Annotated in this window: 7 protein-coding genes and 1 pseudogene; all 8 read right to left on the bottom strand. The window is 64.5% G+C overall.

Translation table 11 applies throughout. The features are described 5' to 3' along the window. Positions 1-93: 93 nt before the first annotated feature. Entirely contained in the window at positions 94-2,241 is a 2,148-nt protein-coding gene (locus ACPJXG_RS08725) for a S46 family peptidase (protein WP_374106311.1), read from the bottom strand. Between the two features lie 87 nt (positions 2,242-2,328). After that, positions 2,329-4,452 (bottom strand): PAS domain S-box protein, encoded by a 2,124-nt coding sequence (locus tag ACPJXG_RS08720; RefSeq protein WP_425253968.1) that lies wholly within the window; start codon positions 4,450-4,452, stop codon positions 2,329-2,331. Then, a complete protein-coding gene (locus ACPJXG_RS08715) occupies positions 4,449-7,043 on the bottom strand; it encodes a chemotaxis protein CheB (protein ID WP_425253967.1) in 2,595 nt (864 codons plus the stop codon). The genes ACPJXG_RS08720 and ACPJXG_RS08715 overlap by 4 nt, the downstream gene beginning before the upstream one ends. 126 nt (positions 7,044-7,169) lie before the next feature. Next, positions 7,170-8,601 (bottom strand): annotated as a pseudogene (locus tag ACPJXG_RS08710) (efflux transporter outer membrane subunit). Beyond that, entirely contained in the window at positions 8,598-11,837 is a 3,240-nt protein-coding gene (locus tag ACPJXG_RS08705; protein ID WP_425253966.1) for an efflux RND transporter permease subunit, read from the bottom strand. The pseudogene ACPJXG_RS08710 and the gene ACPJXG_RS08705 overlap by 4 nt, the downstream one beginning before the upstream one ends. Next, a complete protein-coding gene (locus tag ACPJXG_RS08700) occupies positions 11,834-14,953 on the bottom strand; it encodes an efflux RND transporter permease subunit (protein ID WP_425253965.1) in 3,120 nt (1,039 codons plus the stop codon). The genes ACPJXG_RS08705 and ACPJXG_RS08700 overlap by 4 nt, the downstream gene beginning before the upstream one ends. Then, entirely contained in the window at positions 14,950-16,311 is a 1,362-nt protein-coding gene (locus ACPJXG_RS08695; RefSeq protein WP_425253964.1) for an efflux RND transporter periplasmic adaptor subunit, read from the bottom strand. The genes ACPJXG_RS08700 and ACPJXG_RS08695 overlap by 4 nt, the downstream gene beginning before the upstream one ends. A 407-nt stretch (positions 16,312-16,718) precedes the next feature. Continuing rightward, positions 16,719-17,258, bottom strand: coding sequence for an N-acetyltransferase family protein (locus ACPJXG_RS08690; RefSeq protein ID WP_425253963.1), 540 nt, complete (start codon positions 17,256-17,258; stop codon positions 16,719-16,721). Positions 17,259-17,316 lie beyond the last annotated feature (58 nt).

Raw genomic sequence — 17,316 nt, 5'->3', positions numbered from 1 at the left:
TGGCATCTTGATGGAACTCAAACTAGTTGCCCAAACGTAAAAAAGCCGCATCGGCCCTGCGGCGGATGCGGCTTTTATCCCAGCTGGGAAAGATTACTTCTTCGCAGCTTTCGGATACTTGATCGTCATTTCCTTGAGCAAATTATCGGCGTGGTCCACTTCCTTCATCACCCACAGCATGTAGCGGATGTCGAGGTGGATGGCGCGCGTGATGGCCGTATCGAAGTACCAGTCCTTGGTGATCGATTCATACGTCGAATCGAAGTTCAGGCCGATCAGCTCGCCGCGCTTGTTCATCACGGCCGAGCCGGAATTGCCGCCCGTGGTGTCGGCGCTGGTGAGGAAGTTGACGGGAACCGTGCCCAATGCCGGGTCGCGGAACTGGCCGTAGCGTTTTTGCTTGACGGCGTCGATCAGCGCTTGCGGGGCTTCGAACGGGGCCTTGCCCGTGACTTTCTCGACGATGCCTTCCACGGTCGTGAACGGACCCTTGCTGAGGCCGTCGCGCGGCGAGTACGGCGAGACCGTACCGTACGTCACGCGCAGGGTCGAGTTCGCGTCAGGATAGACAGGCTTGCCTTGCGACTTCTTCCACGCGATCACGGCTTGCATGTATTGCGGAATCACGCGTTCCAGATTGCCGTCGATTTCCTTGCGGCGCTCTTCCAGCGCCGCCTCGACCGGCTGCAGCTTGATGGCCAGCGCCATGAAGGCGTCGTCGGACTGGGCAACGGCGGCCTGGTCCTTTTCCAGCCAGGCCAGGCGCTTGGCCGTGTCAGCCAGTTGCGTCTGCTGGTACAGGGCCGCCACGGCGCCTGGGGCCGGCAGCAGCGCGTCCAGGCCTTGCGGATGGCTCTTCGCCGCCAGTTGCGCGTAACGCTTCAGGCCGGCTTCAAAACGCGCCTGGTCGACCTTGTTGACGTACGACTGTTCCAGACGGGTCAGGCGGGCCTTGATGAAGGCCAGATCGCGCTGCTGGAAGCCCGATTCGCGCTCGGCGTCCGCTTTCTGGCGCTCCAGCGACAAACGGTAGAGGGTGCGCGCGCTTTTCAGCAAGTCGCTGTTGGTGGCCACGCTCCAGGCGAACTCTTCTTCGCTCAAGGCCATGTCGCTGGCGATGGCCGCGTCCAGTTCGGCCAGCAGGGTAGTCGACACGTTCGGCTGCTTGGCGTACCAGGCGCGGAACTCGGCATCCTGCACATCCTTGATGGCGGCGATGTCTTTGCGGGCGAAGCCGTCGAGCAAGCCCTGGGTTTTCTTCAGCACGTTGTTGATGCTTTTCACCACGCTGGCATAGCGCACGGCAGCGGCCGCGTCGCCATTCGTGGCGTCGGCCATCACGGCCAGGTCGGCTTGCAGTTCGGACACTTTCAGGGGGAATGCCGTATCGCGTGCAAAACGGATTTCCGCCGGCAGCTTGTAGCGGCTGGTGCGGCCGGGGTAGCCCGCCAGCAAGATGCCGTCACCGGCTTTCAAGCCTTCAGCCGAAACCACCAGGAAATCCTTCGATTTGTACGGCACGTTGTCGGGCGACGGGTCGGCCGGACGGCCATCCTTGCCCACGTAGGCGCGCAGGAACGAGTAGTCTCCCGTGTGGCGCGGCCATTCGTAGTTGTCGATGTCGCCGCCGAAGTTGCCGATCTTGTCCGATGGCGCGTAGACCAGGCGCACGTCGCGTATCATCATCTGGCGGATGCGGTAGTACTCGAGGCCGCGGTGGAAGGCGGGCACGGAGCAGCGGTACATCTTGTCCGTTTCGCATTCGGCGATCAGGTCCTTGACGCGCTTTTCCACGGCTTCGTGGCGCGCGCGGCCGCTCATGTCGGCCGTCAAGCCTTTCAGCACGCGGTCGCTGACGTTTTCCACCTTGTCCGTCACATACACGAGGCTGTTCGGACCGCCCGGCAGCTCTGCGGCGCGCGTCTTGGCCAGGAAGCCGTTGGTGATGTAATTGTGTTCCGGCGTGGAATTGCGCTGCACGGCGCCATACGCGCAGTGGTGGTTCGTCACCACCAGGCCGGCGTCGGAAACGAAAGCAGCCGAGCAGCCGCCCAGCGACACGATGGCGCTCATCGGGTGTTTGCTCAGGTCGGCCAGTTTTTCCGCAGGAATTTCAATGCCGACCCGTTTCAGTTCGGCTTTCAGCTGTGGCAGCTGGTGTGGTTGCCACTGCCCTTCGTCAGCGTGTGCGCCGGCGAACGCGCCCATCAAGGCGACTGGTAATACGATTGTCTTGAACAAGATTTGCTCCTCCATAAAAAGCAGGCGAAAGTATAGCCTGTCCAGGCGGCATGAGCCGGCAAAAATTATCCCGATGCAATTTCTGTATCAGCCGGCCGGCCGCCCCGTGCCCTGCAAGGGGATCTGCAGGGACAGCCGGCAACCGGCGCCCGTGGCCGGCAAGCCCACCTCGAACTGGCCGCCCAGCGCCGTCACCCGCTCGGCGATGCCGATCAGGCCAAAGCACTGTTTTTTACGCTGCTGCTGCGGCGTGATGCCGATGCCGTTGTCGCTGATGGCCACGTACACGGCGCAGGCATCCGAACTGAGCTCGATCTCGACCTGGCTGGCCTGGGCATGGCGCATGACGTTGCTGAGCGCTTCTTGCACGATGCGGAACAGCACGATCTCGACCTGGCTGCCGATGGCGGAAAACAGCGCCTCGTCGCGTATCAGCAACTGGCAAGCGACGCCGCTGCGCTTGCGGAAGTCGCCCACCTGCCACTCGATGGCGGCCTGCAAGCCCAGGTCCAGCGCCATCGGGCGCAGCTCGTTCATGATGCCGCGCACGCTCTTGATGGTGGTGTCGACGTTGCTGAGCACGGCGCCGACCCGGCGGTGCAGGCGCGGATGGGAACCTTCCGTGCGGGCGCTGAGCATGGAAATATCGATGCGCAGCGCCAGCAGGTTTTGCCCCAGTTCATCGTGGATATCGCGCGAGATGCGCTTGCGCTCGTCTTCCTTGGCCGTTTCCAGGTGCAGCGCCAGCTGGCGCAGCTGCGCATGCGACTGGCGCAGGGCGCCATCCATCAGCTTGCGTTCGGTAATGTCCGTGTGCGCCACCACCACGCGCAGCGGCCCTTCGCCGAGAAAACGGCTGACCCTGGCCTGCGACCAGCGGGGGCCTGAGCGCGTGGCAAACTCATACTCGAGCGCAAACGCGTCCGCATTGCCGGCAATCACGGCACGGATGCCGGCGGCCAGCTCGCGCCCGGCGCTGCGCTGCCAGCGCGGGTCCGTCTCGCAAAATTCCAGGTATTGCAGCGGCTGCGGCGTTTGCCCGACGAAGGCCAGGCAAGCCTGGTTGGCATGCACGACGCGCCCCGCCCGGTCCAGCACCAGCACCCGGTCCGTCAAGGAATCGATGGTGGCGTGAAAGAAGCGCTCGGCGTCGCGCAAGGCTTCCTGCGCCCGCTCGCGCTGGTGTACTTCCAGCTGCAGGTGCTGGTTGGCGCGCAGCAATTCGGCCGTGCGGTCGACCACCCGCTGGTCCAGCTCGCGATGCAGCTCGCGCAAGTCCGCCTCGGCCAGCTTGCGCTCGGTGATGTCGGAAAACACGCCGACAAAATGGCTGATCGCCCCATCCGGGCTGCGCATGGGCGTGATCGACAGCGATTCGACGAAGCGCTCGCCATTCTTGCGCCGGTTCACCAGTTCGCCATACCAGCTGCCATCCTGGTGCAGGCTGCGCCACATGGCCTCATAAAAATGCGGCAAATGCGTGCCGCCGCCGAGGAAGGACGGATCGCGCCCGATGGCTTCCTCCGCCTGGTAGCCGGTGATGGTGGTGAAAGCGGGGTTGACGGAAATGATGCGGTTGGCGCTGTCCGTCACGAGCACGCCCTCGCGTATGCTGTCAAGTATCACAAACGCGCGCCGCAAGGCCGATTCGCGCACGTGCTCGTCGCCCAGGTCCGTCACCAGCATGCGCGCCGTGGCGCTGTCCGCATCGTAATTGGCTTCGATGCGCACCATGCCGCGCATGCCGCCCGCTTCGCCTTCGAACAGCGGCGCTTCGAGCACTTGGCGCGCGCCACCCGTGAAGACGGCGTCGAGGAAGAGCCGGAAGCCGCCCTGCGCCTGGGGCGCGACGAATTGCTCGAAGCGCCGCCCCAGCAGCCGGTTCTTGTCACGTTGCAACAAGCCGCAGGCCGCCACGTTGACACGCGTGATGACGCCTTCGCGCGCCAGCGAGAAATAGCTGACGGGCGCCTGCTCATACAGCTGCGCATAACGGTCGCGGCTGCTTTCATATTCATTCTTCAGCTGCTCCAGTTCGGCCAGGGCCGCACTCTGCATTTCCAGCTCGATCTGGCTGACCTGCAACTCATGCAGCTGGCGAATCACCTCTTCATTCGACTGCGGCACGGGCTGGCGCTGCTGCGCCGCCAATTGCTCGGCCTGCTCTCGCAACCTGGCCGGCACGTTCCCGTCGTCGAATGGTTCGTTCATGACACGTGCTCGCCGCTATGGCCACCCGCCACGGCGCCGGACTGCATCTGGCGCAGCTGGGCTTCCAGCAGTTTCGATTCCGTGATGTTGATGAAGGTCACCACCACGCCATCGATCACATTTTCAATCGTGCGGTACGGCATGATGCGCACGTTGTACCAGCGCCCCGTCTTGGTTTCCACCTGCCGTTCGCAAAATACGAGGCTGCGGATCACTTCCAGGGCATCGTCTTCCAGGCCCGGATAATCGAGGTCGTTAACGATGTCGCTGAGCGGACGGCGCAAGTCCGTCTGGATCAGCTTGTAGATTTGCGTGGCCGGCGCCGTGAAGCGGCGGATGCGCAGGTCGCTGTCGAGGAAAATGGTGGCGATATCGGTACTGTTGAGCAGATTCTTCATGTCGCTGTTGACCAGCGACAAGTCATCGACCTTCGATTGCAGCTCCGCATTGACCGTGTACAGCTCCTCATTGAGCGACTGCATCTCTTCCTTCGAGGTGGTCAGTTCCTCGTTCGTCGATTGCAGCTCTTCATTGGTTGACTGCAACTCCTCGTTGGCCGATTTGAGTTCCTCGCGCGACGTCTGCATCTCGTCGCGCACGGCCTGAATTTCGTTGCGCGCCTGCGCCAGTTGCTGCTCCAGTTCCAGCACCTTGGGATTCGGCGAGCGGCCGCGGCGCGCCTCGGCCACGAGCGGCACGCTGGAAAACGTGACGAAGACCATGCCGCGCAAGGATTCAGGCTGGCTCAGCGCTTCCGCGCTCAAGTCCACGCCCAGCGACTGCCCCAGATGGTCCTTGACCACCAGCCCCTTCAGGCGCACCACGCTTTCGCTTTGCAGCGCTTGCTTGATGAGACCGGCCAGCTCATAGCGCAAGCCTTCGCGCGCCATCGCATGGATGTTCCAGTTGGCCTTGCCGGCCGCCGGTTCGAGGAAGGCGCCCGTGCGGCCGTTGATGTACAGGATGTCGCCATCCTGGTTCAGCAGCGCGGCGGCAGGCGAATATTTCTGGAGCAATAATTGCTCGACATGGGATTGAATCTTTCCAGTCATGCTGACTTCTCTCGTGTCGCTAGGTGTAGGGGGGGATGCCAACGATACCTTGGTAGGGAAATACGTGGGCAGGCGCTGGCGCGCCAGGTTGTCGAGACGGCGATACAGCCGGGTCGACGTGGTCAGGGGCGAAAACAGGTCGGAAAAATGACCGGGCGTGTCGGCGCTTCCCAGCAACAAAATTCCGTCGCGGTTCAGGGCGTAATGAAACAAGGGTATCAAACGCTGCTGCAACTTGGCATTGAGATAAATCAACAAGTTGCGGCAGCACAGGATATCGAGCTTGGTGAACGGCGGGTCCGAAATGATGTTTTGCTGGGCAAAGATGATGGTGTTGCGGATCTCTTTTTTGACGTGGTAGTCATTCTTGTCGCGCAAGAAGAAACGTCCGAGGCGCTCGGCCGACACATCGCTGCTGATGCTGTGCGGAAAACGTCCCTGGCGCGCGCGGTCGATGGCGTCGGCCGACAGGTCGGTGGCAAAGATCTGCAGGCTGTACTTCGACGGCGGATTGATGCTGGCCACCACTTCATGGAAGACCATGGCCAGCGAATACGCTTCTTCGCCCGTGGAACAGGCGGGCACCCAAGCCTTGAAGGCGCGTCCGTCCGGATGGGCCGCCAGCATTTGCGGCAAGGCCACCATCTTCAGGTATTCCCATACCTTGGGGTCGCGGAAAAAGCTCGTCACGCCGATCAGCAACTCCTTGAACAGCAAGTCGATCTCGGTCGGATTGGCGCGCAAATACGGCACGTATTCTTCCATCGACGTCATTTGATACAAGCTCATGCGCCGCTCGATGCGCCGCAGCACCGTGTTGATCTTGTAATCGGTAAAACTGTTGCCCGTATGTTCGGACAGCAAGGCGACAATTTCTTGCAGGGAATTGCGCCCGTTCGGCTCATGGCCCGGCAGGCTGAGAAAACTGCTGCGGAACAGATAGGTGATGATCTTGTCCGGCATCTTGTCGGGAAAATCGACGAGGTCGACCACTTCGGCCGATATCGCGCTTTGCGGCATCATGTCGAACTTGGCCGTATCGGGATGCTGGGCCAGGGTCAGGCCCCCTGCCTGCTTGATCGCCAGCAAACCGCGCGTGCCGTCGTTGCCCATGCCGGAAAAGATCACGCCGACAGCCAGTTCGCCCAGTTCGCTGGCAAGGTTTTCGAAAAAGGTGTTGATGGGCAAGCGGTGCCCGCGCAGCTGCACCGGCTCGCTGAGCACGAAACGCCCCTTGGACAAGCCCAGGTCGGCATTTGACGGGATCACATAGATATGATTCGGCCGCAATTCCGCCTGGTGCGTGATTTCCGTGACGGGAATGCTGGTGGCGCGCTGCAGCAGTTCCGGCAGCATGGCCTTTTGCGTGGGATCGAGATGCTGAATCACCACATAGGCAATCCCGCTTTCCTGCGGCACGTTCGCCAGGAAAGCGACGATGGGATCGAGCCCGCCGGCGGATGCGCCAATGGCCACCACAGGACAAGCGATGGTGGCTACTTCGGGGACGGAGTCATTGCTGTGTTTACTGCGTGTCATCGTCGGCAAGAATCCAGCCACGGCCAAAGCGTCAGGCTGGGAATTGATAATCTTGCATTCTAGCACTCAAGATGCGCGGTAAAACGCGAATTTGGCGCAGGGAGTTTCCTGCGCCTGCCGACTCCCTTACTGCGCCTGCGGCGCATGCCAGCCGCCGCCCAGCGACTGGATCAGGGCCACGGCCGTCGTCTGGCGGTCCGCCTGCGCCTGCACCAGCGAACGGCGCGCCGACAGGGCCGTCACCTGCGCCGTCACCACGTCCGTGTAGCCGACCTGGCCCGCGTTGTAGCGGTTCAGCATCTGCTGCTCGACCTGGTCGGCGGCGGACGACGCCTGCTGGCGCAAGGCCAGTTGTTCGGCCAGCGCGCGCGTGGCCGACAACTGGTCTTCCACGGCGCCAAAGGCACTCAATACCGTCTGGCGGTAGCGCGCCACGGCCGCTTCATGCCCCGCCTTGGCCGCATCCACGCTGGCCGTGGTGGCGCCCGCATTGAACAGGGTTTGCGCGGCCGACACGCCCAAGGACCACAGGCTCGACGATGCATTGAACAGGTCGCCCACACGGCTGGCGCCGGAACCGTACGATCCCGTCAGGTTCAGGCTCGGGTAATAGGCCGAGCGGGCGATGCCGATCTGCTCGTTGGCCACTGCTACCCGGCGCTCGGCGGCGGCGATGTCGGGACGGCGCTGCAGCAGGGTCGATGGCACGCCCAGCGGCACCTCGGGCACGGTCAGGGTCCATGGCGCCACGGCCAGGCTGAAGTCGGACGGCGCGCGGCCCAAAAGTATCGCGATCGCGTGTTCGAGCTGCGCGCGCGCACGCGTCTGGCTGGACAAATCGATCTGCGCATTGGCCAGCTGCGTCTGCGCCTGCAGCAGGTCGGATTTGGCGGCGATGCCGGAGTTGAAGCGGTTGCTGGTGATCTCGAGCACGCGCTTGTAGCCGTCGATCGTGGCAGTGAGCAGCGCGATCTGCGCATCGCTCTGGCGCAGCGAAAAGTAATTGGTGGCCAGTTCGCCCTGCGCCGACAGGCGCGCCGCGGCCAGATCCGCCGCGCTGGCGCTGGCACTGGCGTCCGCCCCCCGTCACGCCGGCGCGCAGCTTGCCCCACACGTCCGGTTCCCACGAGGCGCCGATGGCCGCCTTGAAATTATTGTTCGTCTGCTGCTCGCCCCCGCCGCCGGAGCGGGCGCCGCTGCCCGTCAGGTTCACCGTCGGGAACAGCGAGGCGCGCTGTTCGCGCACCAGCGCGCGCGCCTGCTCGTAGGAGGCGATGGCGGCGGCCACGTTCTGGTTCGATATGTCGATGCCTTCGGCCAGCTGGTTCAATTGCGCGTCGCCGAACAGGGTCCACCACGGCCCCCGCTCCAGGGTATCGGCCGGTACGGCAGGCTGCCAGCCGGCCGCCTCCTTGAACGTTTGCGGCGCGGCGGCCGTCGGCGTTTCATACGCGGGGCTGACGGCGCAGCCGGCCAGCAGGACGAAGGCGGCCGCGGTGGCCAGCGACAGCAAGTGGCGTACGGGGACGGCGGATGGATTAGGTTTTACTTGCTTCATGATTGTGTGCTCGGGTTATCTGGCCCAGGAATGCGGCTCAATTGCTGCTCGTCGGCGCTGCGCGTGCGCAGCTTGTCGAGCAGGATGTATACCACCGGGGTGGTCAGCAATGTGAGTAACTGGCTGGCAATCAGGCCGCCGATGATGGCGACCCCCAAGGGCTGGCGTAGCTCTGACCCCTCGCCGAAACCGATCGCCAGCGGCAAGGCGCCAAGCGCCGCCGCCAGGGTGGTCATCAGAATGGGGCGGAAACGCAGCAAACATGCCTCGCGTACCGCCTCCACCGCAGTCAAGCCGCGCGAACGCTCGGCCTCCAGCGCGAAGTCGATGATCAATATAGCATTTTTCTTGACGATACCGATCAACAGGAACACGCCGATCAGGGCGATGATGGAAAACTCCATGCGGAACAGCAGCAAGGCCAGCACGGCGCCCACGCCTGCCGAGGGCAAAGTCGACAGCACGGTGATCGGGTGGATCAGGCTTTCGTACAAAATGCCCAGCACGATGTAGATCACCACGATGGCCGCCAGGATCAACAGCGGCTGCTCCTTGTTGCTGTCCTGCGCACTCTTCGCCGAACCCTGGAAGCTGCCGCGCACATTGACGGGCATGCCGATTTCCGACTCCGCCTGGGCCACGGCAGCCTGCCCGTCGCTGAGCGGATAGCCGTCGGCCAGGTTGAACGACACGGTGGTCGCCAGTTCGCCGCCCTGGTGATTGATCGAGGTGGCCGTCGAGCTTTCCGCGAAGGTGCTGAACGACGACAGCGGCACCATGTGCGCCAGGGTCGTGGACAGGGCCGAGCCGCTGGACGGATCGCGCGCCGCCGTCGTATTGGACGTCGTCGCAGTGACGGTGCTGGTGGTGGTTGTCATGGCCGTGGCCGCGACGGCCGCCGCATTCGACGCCGGCACGTACACGGAGCGCAGCGCTTCCGGGCTTTGCGCATAGCGCGGCGCCACTTCCATGATCACGTGGTACTGGTTCAGCTCATCGTAGATGGTCGCCACCTGGCGCTGGCCAAAGCTGTTGTACAGCGCATTGTCGATATCCTTGACTTGCACGCCCAGCTGCGTGGCGCGGTCCTTGTCGATGCTGACAAAGGTTTCCACGCCGTTTTCCGCCTGGTCCGTGTCCACGTCGATCAGGGCCGGCTGCAGCTTCATCTGGTCGGCCAGTTTCGCCGCCCATTTCTTCAAATCGGCCTGGTTATCGCTGATCAGAGTGTACTGGTAGGTGGAATTGCTGGAGCGCCCGCCCATGCGCAAATCCTGCACGGGGTTGAGGAACAACGAGATGCCCGTCACCTTGGCCAGTTGCGGGCGCAGGCGCGCGATCACGGCCTGGCCCTTGTCCGTGCGCTGCGAGGCCGGTTTCAGGTCGATGAACATGAAGCCGCCCCCCGCCCTGCCGCCGCCCGTAAACCCCACGACGGTGGCGACGGCGGGATCGTCCTTGATGATGTCGACCAGCTGGCGCAATTTGCCCTGCATGGCCTGGAACGAGATGCTCTGGTCGGCGCGCATGCCGCCATTGATCTGGCCCGTATCCTGCTGCGGGAAGAAGCCCTTGGGCGCGGCGGCGAACAAATACACGTTCAAGCCGACGACGAACACGAGGATGGTCATCACGAGCGCGGCGCTGGACAAGGCCCAGTCCAGGCAGTGTTCATACACTTTCAGCATGCGCTCGAAACCGCGTTCGAACCAGCGCGCGACAAGACCGGGCGGCTTGTGCTGCTGCCCGCTTTTCAGCAGCCAGGCGCACATCATCGGCGTGGTGGTCAGTGAAATGACCAGCGAAATCATCACGGCGGCCGACAGGGTCACGGCAAACTCGCGGAACAGCCGCCCCACCTGCCCGCCCATGAACAGCAGCGGGATGAAGACGGCCACCAGCGACAGGCTGATCGACAGCACCGTAAAGCCCACTTCGCGCGCGCCCAGCAGGGCCGCCTTGAAACGGTCCATGCCCGCCTCGATGTGGCGCTGCGTGTTTTCCAGCACCACGATGGCGTCGTCGACGACAAAGCCCGTGGCCACCGTGAGCGCCATCAGCGACAGGTTGTTCAGGGAAAAGCCCAGTATGTACATCACGCCAAAGGTGCCCAACAGCGAGACGATGGTGGCGACTGCCGGGATGATGGTGGCGCGCACGCTGCGCAAAAAGGCGCTGACCACCAGCACGACGAGCACGATGGACAGGATCAGGGTGAACTCGATCTCGTGCAGCGAGGAGCGGATGGAATTGGTGCTGTCGGACGCCACCTGCAGCTTGATGTCGCCCGGCAGCTGCGCCTGCAGTTGCGGCAGCAGCGCGCGCACGCCGTCCACCGTGGCGATGACATTGGCGCCGGGCTGGCGCGTGATCAGCACGATGACGGCCGGGTCGCCATTGAACAGGCCCAGGGTATTGTTGTTCTCCACGCCGTCGACCACCTCGGCCACGTCGTCGAGGCGGATGGCGGCGCCGTCGCGCCAGGCCACCACCAGGCTGCGGTAATCGGCGGCGCTGCGCCCGCCCGAAGCGGTGGTCGCACCCGAATAGATCTGCAGGCTGCGCTCATCGCCGGAAATCGCCCCTTTCGGGCGGTTGGCGTTGCTGGCCTGGATGGCCGCGCGCACGTCTTCCATCGACACGCTGTAGTGATTGAGCTGATATGGCAGCAGTTCCACGCGCACGGCCGGCAGCGAACCGCCGCCCAGTTCCACGTCGCCCACGCCTTTGACTTGCGCCACCTTCTGCTGCACCAGGTTCGACACGGCGTCGTAGATCTGCCCTGGCGTGCGCGTCTTCGACGTCAGCGCCAGGATGATGACGGGCGCGTCGGACGGATTGGCCTTGCGGTAGGTGGGATTGCTGCGCAAGGTAGCTGGTAAGTCCACACGCGCGGCGGCAATCGCGGCCTGCACTTCGCGCGCGGCCGAATCGATCTTGCGGTTCAAGTCGAACTGCAGGTTGATGCGCGCCGAACCCGTGCCCGACGACGACGTCATCTCGTTCACGCCCGAGATCACGCCGAGGCGCCGTTCCAGCGGCGTGGCCACCGAGGTGGCCATGGTCGCAGGGCTGGCGCCGGGCAGGCTGGCGCTGACGGAAATGGTCGGATAGTCGACCTGCGGCAGCGGCGAGACGGGCAGCACGAAGAAGGCGCCGACACCGGCCAGCGCGATGCCGATGGTCAGCAGCACGGTGGCGATGGGACGCTTGACGAACGGTTCGGACAGGTTCACGCGGCGCTCCCCGCGTTATCGGCCGGCTTGTCCAGGCTCACCCCAGCTGTCTTGCGCGCGAAACGCTGTCCCAGGCGGTCGAAGCCCAGGTAGATGACGGGCGTGGTAAACAGGGTCAGCACCTGGCTGACGATCAGGCCGCCGAAGATGGCCAGGCCCAGCGGACGGCGCAGCTCGGCGCCCTCGCCCCAGCCCAGCATCAGCGGCACGGCCGCGAACAGGGCCGCCAGGGTCGTCATCAGGATGGGACGGAAGCGCAGCAGCGCCGCCTGGTGGATGGCTTCCTGCGGGCTCTTGCCTTCATCGCGTTCGGCCTCGATGGCGAAGTCGATCATCATGATGGCGTTCTTCTTGACGATGCCGATCAGCAGGATGATGCCGATGATGCCGATCACGCCCAGGTCCTGCCCCGAGATCATCAGCGCCAGCAAGGCGCCCACGCCGGCCGACGGCAGCGTCGACAAAATCGTCAGCGGGTGGATGTAGCTTTCGTACAGCACGCCCAGCACGATGTAGACGCAAACGACGGCGGCGAGAATGAGCCACAGCTGGTTCGACAGCGAGTTTTCATACGCGCCGGCCGCGCCGAGGAAGGTCAGGGTCACCGATGGCGGCAAGGCGATGTCCTTCGCCGCCTGGCGGATGGCGTCGACGGCGCTGCCCAGGGCCACGCCCTGCGTCGTATCGAAGCCCAGGGTGGTGGCCGGATACTGCGCCACGTGCGTGATTTGCAGCGGCGCCTGTTTTTCGCTGACGCTGGCAAAGGCGGACAGCGGCGTCGACTTGCCGGACCCCGTGCGCACCTGCAGGTCCGACAGGTCGGTCGGCGTGGTGACGATGCCCGGCTGCGCTTCGAGAATGACGCGGTACTGGTTGGTTTCCGTGAAAATCGTCGAAATGATGCGCTGGCCGAAGGCGTTGTACAGCGCGTCGTCGACGGTGGCCGTGGTGACGGACATGCGTGCGGCACTGTCGCGGTCAATCGCCACGGTGACGGCGGCGCCCGTGGCGCCCGCATCCGTGACGACGTTGCGCAGCTGCGATTTTTCACGCATGCGCGCGGCCAGCTTGCCGGCCCACTCGGTGACGGTGGCCGTGTCGGCCCCTTCGAGCGAGACGCGGTACTGCGTCGGGCCCGATTCCGCATCGATGGTGAGATCCTGCGTCGGCTGCAGATACAGGGTCACGCCGGCCACCTTGGCCACGCGGTTGCGCAGGCGCTCCATGACCTCGTCCTGGCTGCCGCTGCGCGGACGCTTCAGGTTGATCAGCATGCTGCCCGTGTGCAGCATGGTGTTGTTGGCCGCATCGACGCCGACGAGGGAACTCAGGGTATCGACGGCCGGGTCTTCCAGCAGCGCGCTGGCGGCGGCCTGCTGCAAGGTGGCCATGCGCTCGTACGAGACGGCTTGCGAGGTTTCGATGCGCGCCTTCAGCTGCCCCGTGTCCTGCGTGGGGAACAGCCCTTTCGGAATCGTGATGTACAAAATCACCGTCAGCAGCAAGGTGGCCAGGGCGACGAGCAGGGTCAATCCCTGGCGTTTCAATACCCACACCAGCGCATGGTCGTACTGCACGATGACGCGGTCGAGGAAGGCCTGGATGCGCTGGCCCGTGGCGCTGACTTTTTCATCGGCGTGGCTTTTCAGCCAGCGCGCCGACATCATCGGCACCAGGGTCAGGGACACCACGGCGGAAATCAGAATCGTGATGGCCAGGGTCATGGCAAATTCGCGGAACAGCCGGCCCACCACGTCGCCCATGAACAGCAAGGGAATCAGCACGGCGATCAGTGACACGGTCAGCGAGATGATGGTAAAGCCGATCTGCGACGCGCCTTTCAGGGCGGCGGCCATCGGCGTTTCGCCCTCTTCGATGTAGCGGGCGATGTTTTCGATCATGACGATGGCGTCATCGACGACAAAGCCGGTGGCGATCGTCAGGGCCATCAAGGAGAGGTTGTTCAGGCTGTAGCCGAGCAAATACATGACGCCGCAGGCGCCGATCAGCGAGATCGGCACGGACAGGCTGGCGATCACGGTGGCGCGCACGCTGTGCAAAAAGGCGAAGATCACCAGCACCACCAGCAGCACGGACAACAGCAGTTCCAGTTCCACGTGTTCGACGGAGGCGCGGATGCCCGTCGTGCGGTCGCTCAGCACGTCGAGCTTCATGGCCGCCGGCAGGCTGGCCTGCAGGTCGGGCAGCAGTGCCTTGATGGCGTCGACCGTCTTGATGACGTTGGCGCCGGGCTGGCGCTGCACGTTCAGGATGATGGCCGGCTGCTTGCCCGACCAGGCGCCCAGGCGCGTGTTTTCCGCGCTGTCGACAACATTGGCCACATCGGACAGGCGCACAGGCGCACCGTTTTTATACGTGATGATCAGGCGCTTGTAGTCTTCCGCCGTGACCAGCTGGTCATTGGCGTTGATGGTGAACGAACGCGTGGGGCCGTCGAAACTGCCCTTGGCGCTGTTGACGTTGGCCGCCGCGATGGCCGTGCGCAGGCTGTCGAGGCCCAGGCCGTACGAGGCCAGCAATTTGGTGTCGCCCTGGATGCGCACGGCCGGACGCTGGCCGCCCGACAGCGAGACGAGGCCCACGCCGTTGACCTGGCTGATTTTGAGCGCCAGACGCGTGTTGACGATGTTTTGCACCTGCGTCAGCGGCATCGTGTCCGACGTGATGGCCAGGGTCAGCACGGGCGCGTCGGCCGGGTTGATCTTCGCGTACACGGGCGGCGCCGGCAAGTCGGTCGGCAGCAGGGAGCCGCCCGCGTTGATGGCCGCCTGCACTTCCTGCTCAGCCACGTCCAGGGTCTGGCCCAGCGTGAATTGCAGGGTGATGAGGGAAACGCCGGCCGCGCTGGTGGAACTCATGCGCTGCAAACCCGACATCTGCCCGAACTGGCGCTCCAGCGGCGCCGTCACGGTCTGCCCCATGACTTCGGGACCGGCGCCCGGGTACAGGGTCTGCACCTGGATGGTGGGGAAGTCCACCTGCGGCAAGGCGGCCAGCGGCAGGAACTTGAAGCCGACCAGCCCCGCCAGCACGATGGCCAGCATCAGCAGCGCCGTGGCGACGGGGCGCTGGATGAATGGCGTTGATGGACTCATTGCGCTGCGCCCTTCGCTGGCGCCGCGGCTGGCGCACTGGCCGGTGCCGATGCGGCAGCCGATGCGGCCGGCGCGCTGGCCGCGCCCTCAGCGTGCTGGCGGCGGTGGCGGCGTTCGCCATTCGCTCCGGCGCCACCGGCGCCGCCCATGGCCGGCTTGTCGCCCGCCAAGGTGACTTTCGCGCCTTCCTTCAGGCGGTCGGCGCCTTCCGTAATGACCTGTTCTCCCGCTTCCAGGCCGGCGCGGATTTCCACCATGTCGGTGGTGGCCTGGCCGCGCGTGACCATGCGCACGGTGACGGTTTTATCCGCTTTCAGCACGTAGACGAAGTCGCCGTTGTTACTGTGGCGCAGGGCCGTCACTGGCACCAGCACGGCGCCCGTGATGTTGCCCAGCTCCAGGCGCACGTTGACGAACTGGCTGGGGAACAGCGCCATCTTGTCATTCGCGTAGCGGGCCTTGGCGCGCACGGTGCCCGTCTGCACGTCGACCTGGTTGTCCAGCGCGCTCAAGCCGCCCTTGTCCAGCGTATGCGTGCGCGTGCGGTCCAGCGCCAGCGCCGCCAGGGCCGAACCCGCGTTCAGGCGCTCCTGGATGGTTTGCACTTTATCCTGCGGCACGGAGAATTCCACGTCGATGGGCGAGAGCTGCGTCACCACCACCACGCCGCCCGTGTCGCTGGTGCTCACCAGATTGCCGATGTCGACCACCTTCAGGCCCGCGCGCCCGCTGATCGGCGAGACCACCTTGGTGTAGCCCAGATTGAGTTTGGCCGTGCCTTCGGCGGCGCGGTCCGTCATGACCGTGCCTTCCAGCTGCTTCACCAGGGCGGCCTGCGTGTCGACATCCTGGCGCGCGATGGAATCCTGGCCCAGCAAAGTCTGATAGCGTTTCAGGGTCAGGCGCGCGTTTTCCAGCTGCGCTTCATCGCGCTGGCGCTGGCCCGTGGCCTGCATCAGCGCCATCTCGAACTGGGCCGGGTCGATCTGCGCCACCACCTGGCCCGCCTTGACCATGCCGCCTTCCTTGAATTTCAGTTCCTTCAAAATACCCGACACTTGCGGGCGCACCGTCACCGTGGACGCCGCCGTCACGGTACCCAGCGCATCGAGCACCACGGGCAGGTCGGACTTGGCGGCCGTGGCCACGCCGACGGTGGTCGAAGGGCCGCCGCGGCGCCCGCCGGGGCCTCCCGGTCCGCCAGGGCCACCGGCGCCAGGCTGCGCGCTGACGCCCGAGTGGGTCAGGTACCAGGCACCGCCCCCCAGCGCCGCCATCACGGCAAGCGCGATGACCGTGCCGACGATTTTCGAACGGCGGCTGCGCCGCGGGGTGTTGGGTGTAGTCTGCGAATCCATCGCTTATCCTTGTCTAGGCCGCTGGCACGGCGAGTCTGTGGCGCCGGCCGAGGTGGGACACACTCAGGCCGGACGACCGTTTTTCGGGGTTGTTTCGGTAAAAAGCCGGGGGAGTCAAGAGCTGAAAATCAGCTGAAAAAACATCGCTCCCTAGCGTCAAACGACTCTAGCATAGTCATGTAACTGTTTCATTTCTACTTGAAACAATTACACACAGCCAGGCAGACATGGGAGGATCGGGCGGGCCGGCAGGTGGGCCGTCACTGTGGGGGAACGGTGGAAAAATCAGGCTTGGCGGGCGTCGCACCCCGGCGCCAGCGGCGCGCGGGCGACTCGCATGCAGATACAAACTCGCTACAAATCTCCCGCCAGCCGGCTTGACCTGGCGCCACGCGGGCCGTTTGCGCTTACAGCGTCATGCCGAGGATGACATCCTGGTAGTCGGTGCGGCCCACACGGAAGGTGCGCCGGCCCAGCTGCGCAAAGCCGCAGCGCGCATAGAACGCCAGCGCATCGTGGTTTTCCGCGTACACGCCCAGCAGCACCCTCCCCGCTCCGCCGGCGCGCGCTTGGTTCAGCGCCGCCTGCATCAAACGCTGCCCCACGCGCTGGCCCTGGAAACGGTGCAGCAGGTAAATGCGCTTGATTTCCAGGTCGTTCGGCCGCGGGTCTGCCACCGGCAGGCTGGCGGGGCTGAGCACCAGATAGCCGACGGGTGCGCCGCCCGGCGTGGCCTCGGCCAGCCAGAGCCGCATGGCCGGCAGCGCCAGCCAGTCGCGGTACAGCTGCACGTCGTGCTGGCGCTGGCAATGGGCGATGACGTCGGCGCCATCGAGGATGCCAGCAAACGCCTCGAGAAAAGTGGCCTGTCCCACCAGCGCCAGCGCTGCCTCATCGCCCTTGGCACAGGGGCGGATGGTGATCGCGTTGTCAGTGTGTGTATTCATGTCGCTTGGCATATTGCGCTCCTCAAGGAAAACAAGCCGGGCGAAGCCGGCTTGAGGT

It is taken from the genome of Janthinobacterium sp. NFX145 (assembly GCF_049810325.1).
Classification (GTDB): Bacteria; Pseudomonadota; Gammaproteobacteria; order Burkholderiales; family Burkholderiaceae_D; genus Janthinobacterium; species Janthinobacterium rivuli.
This window is presented reverse-complemented; position numbering and strand designations above follow the sequence as displayed.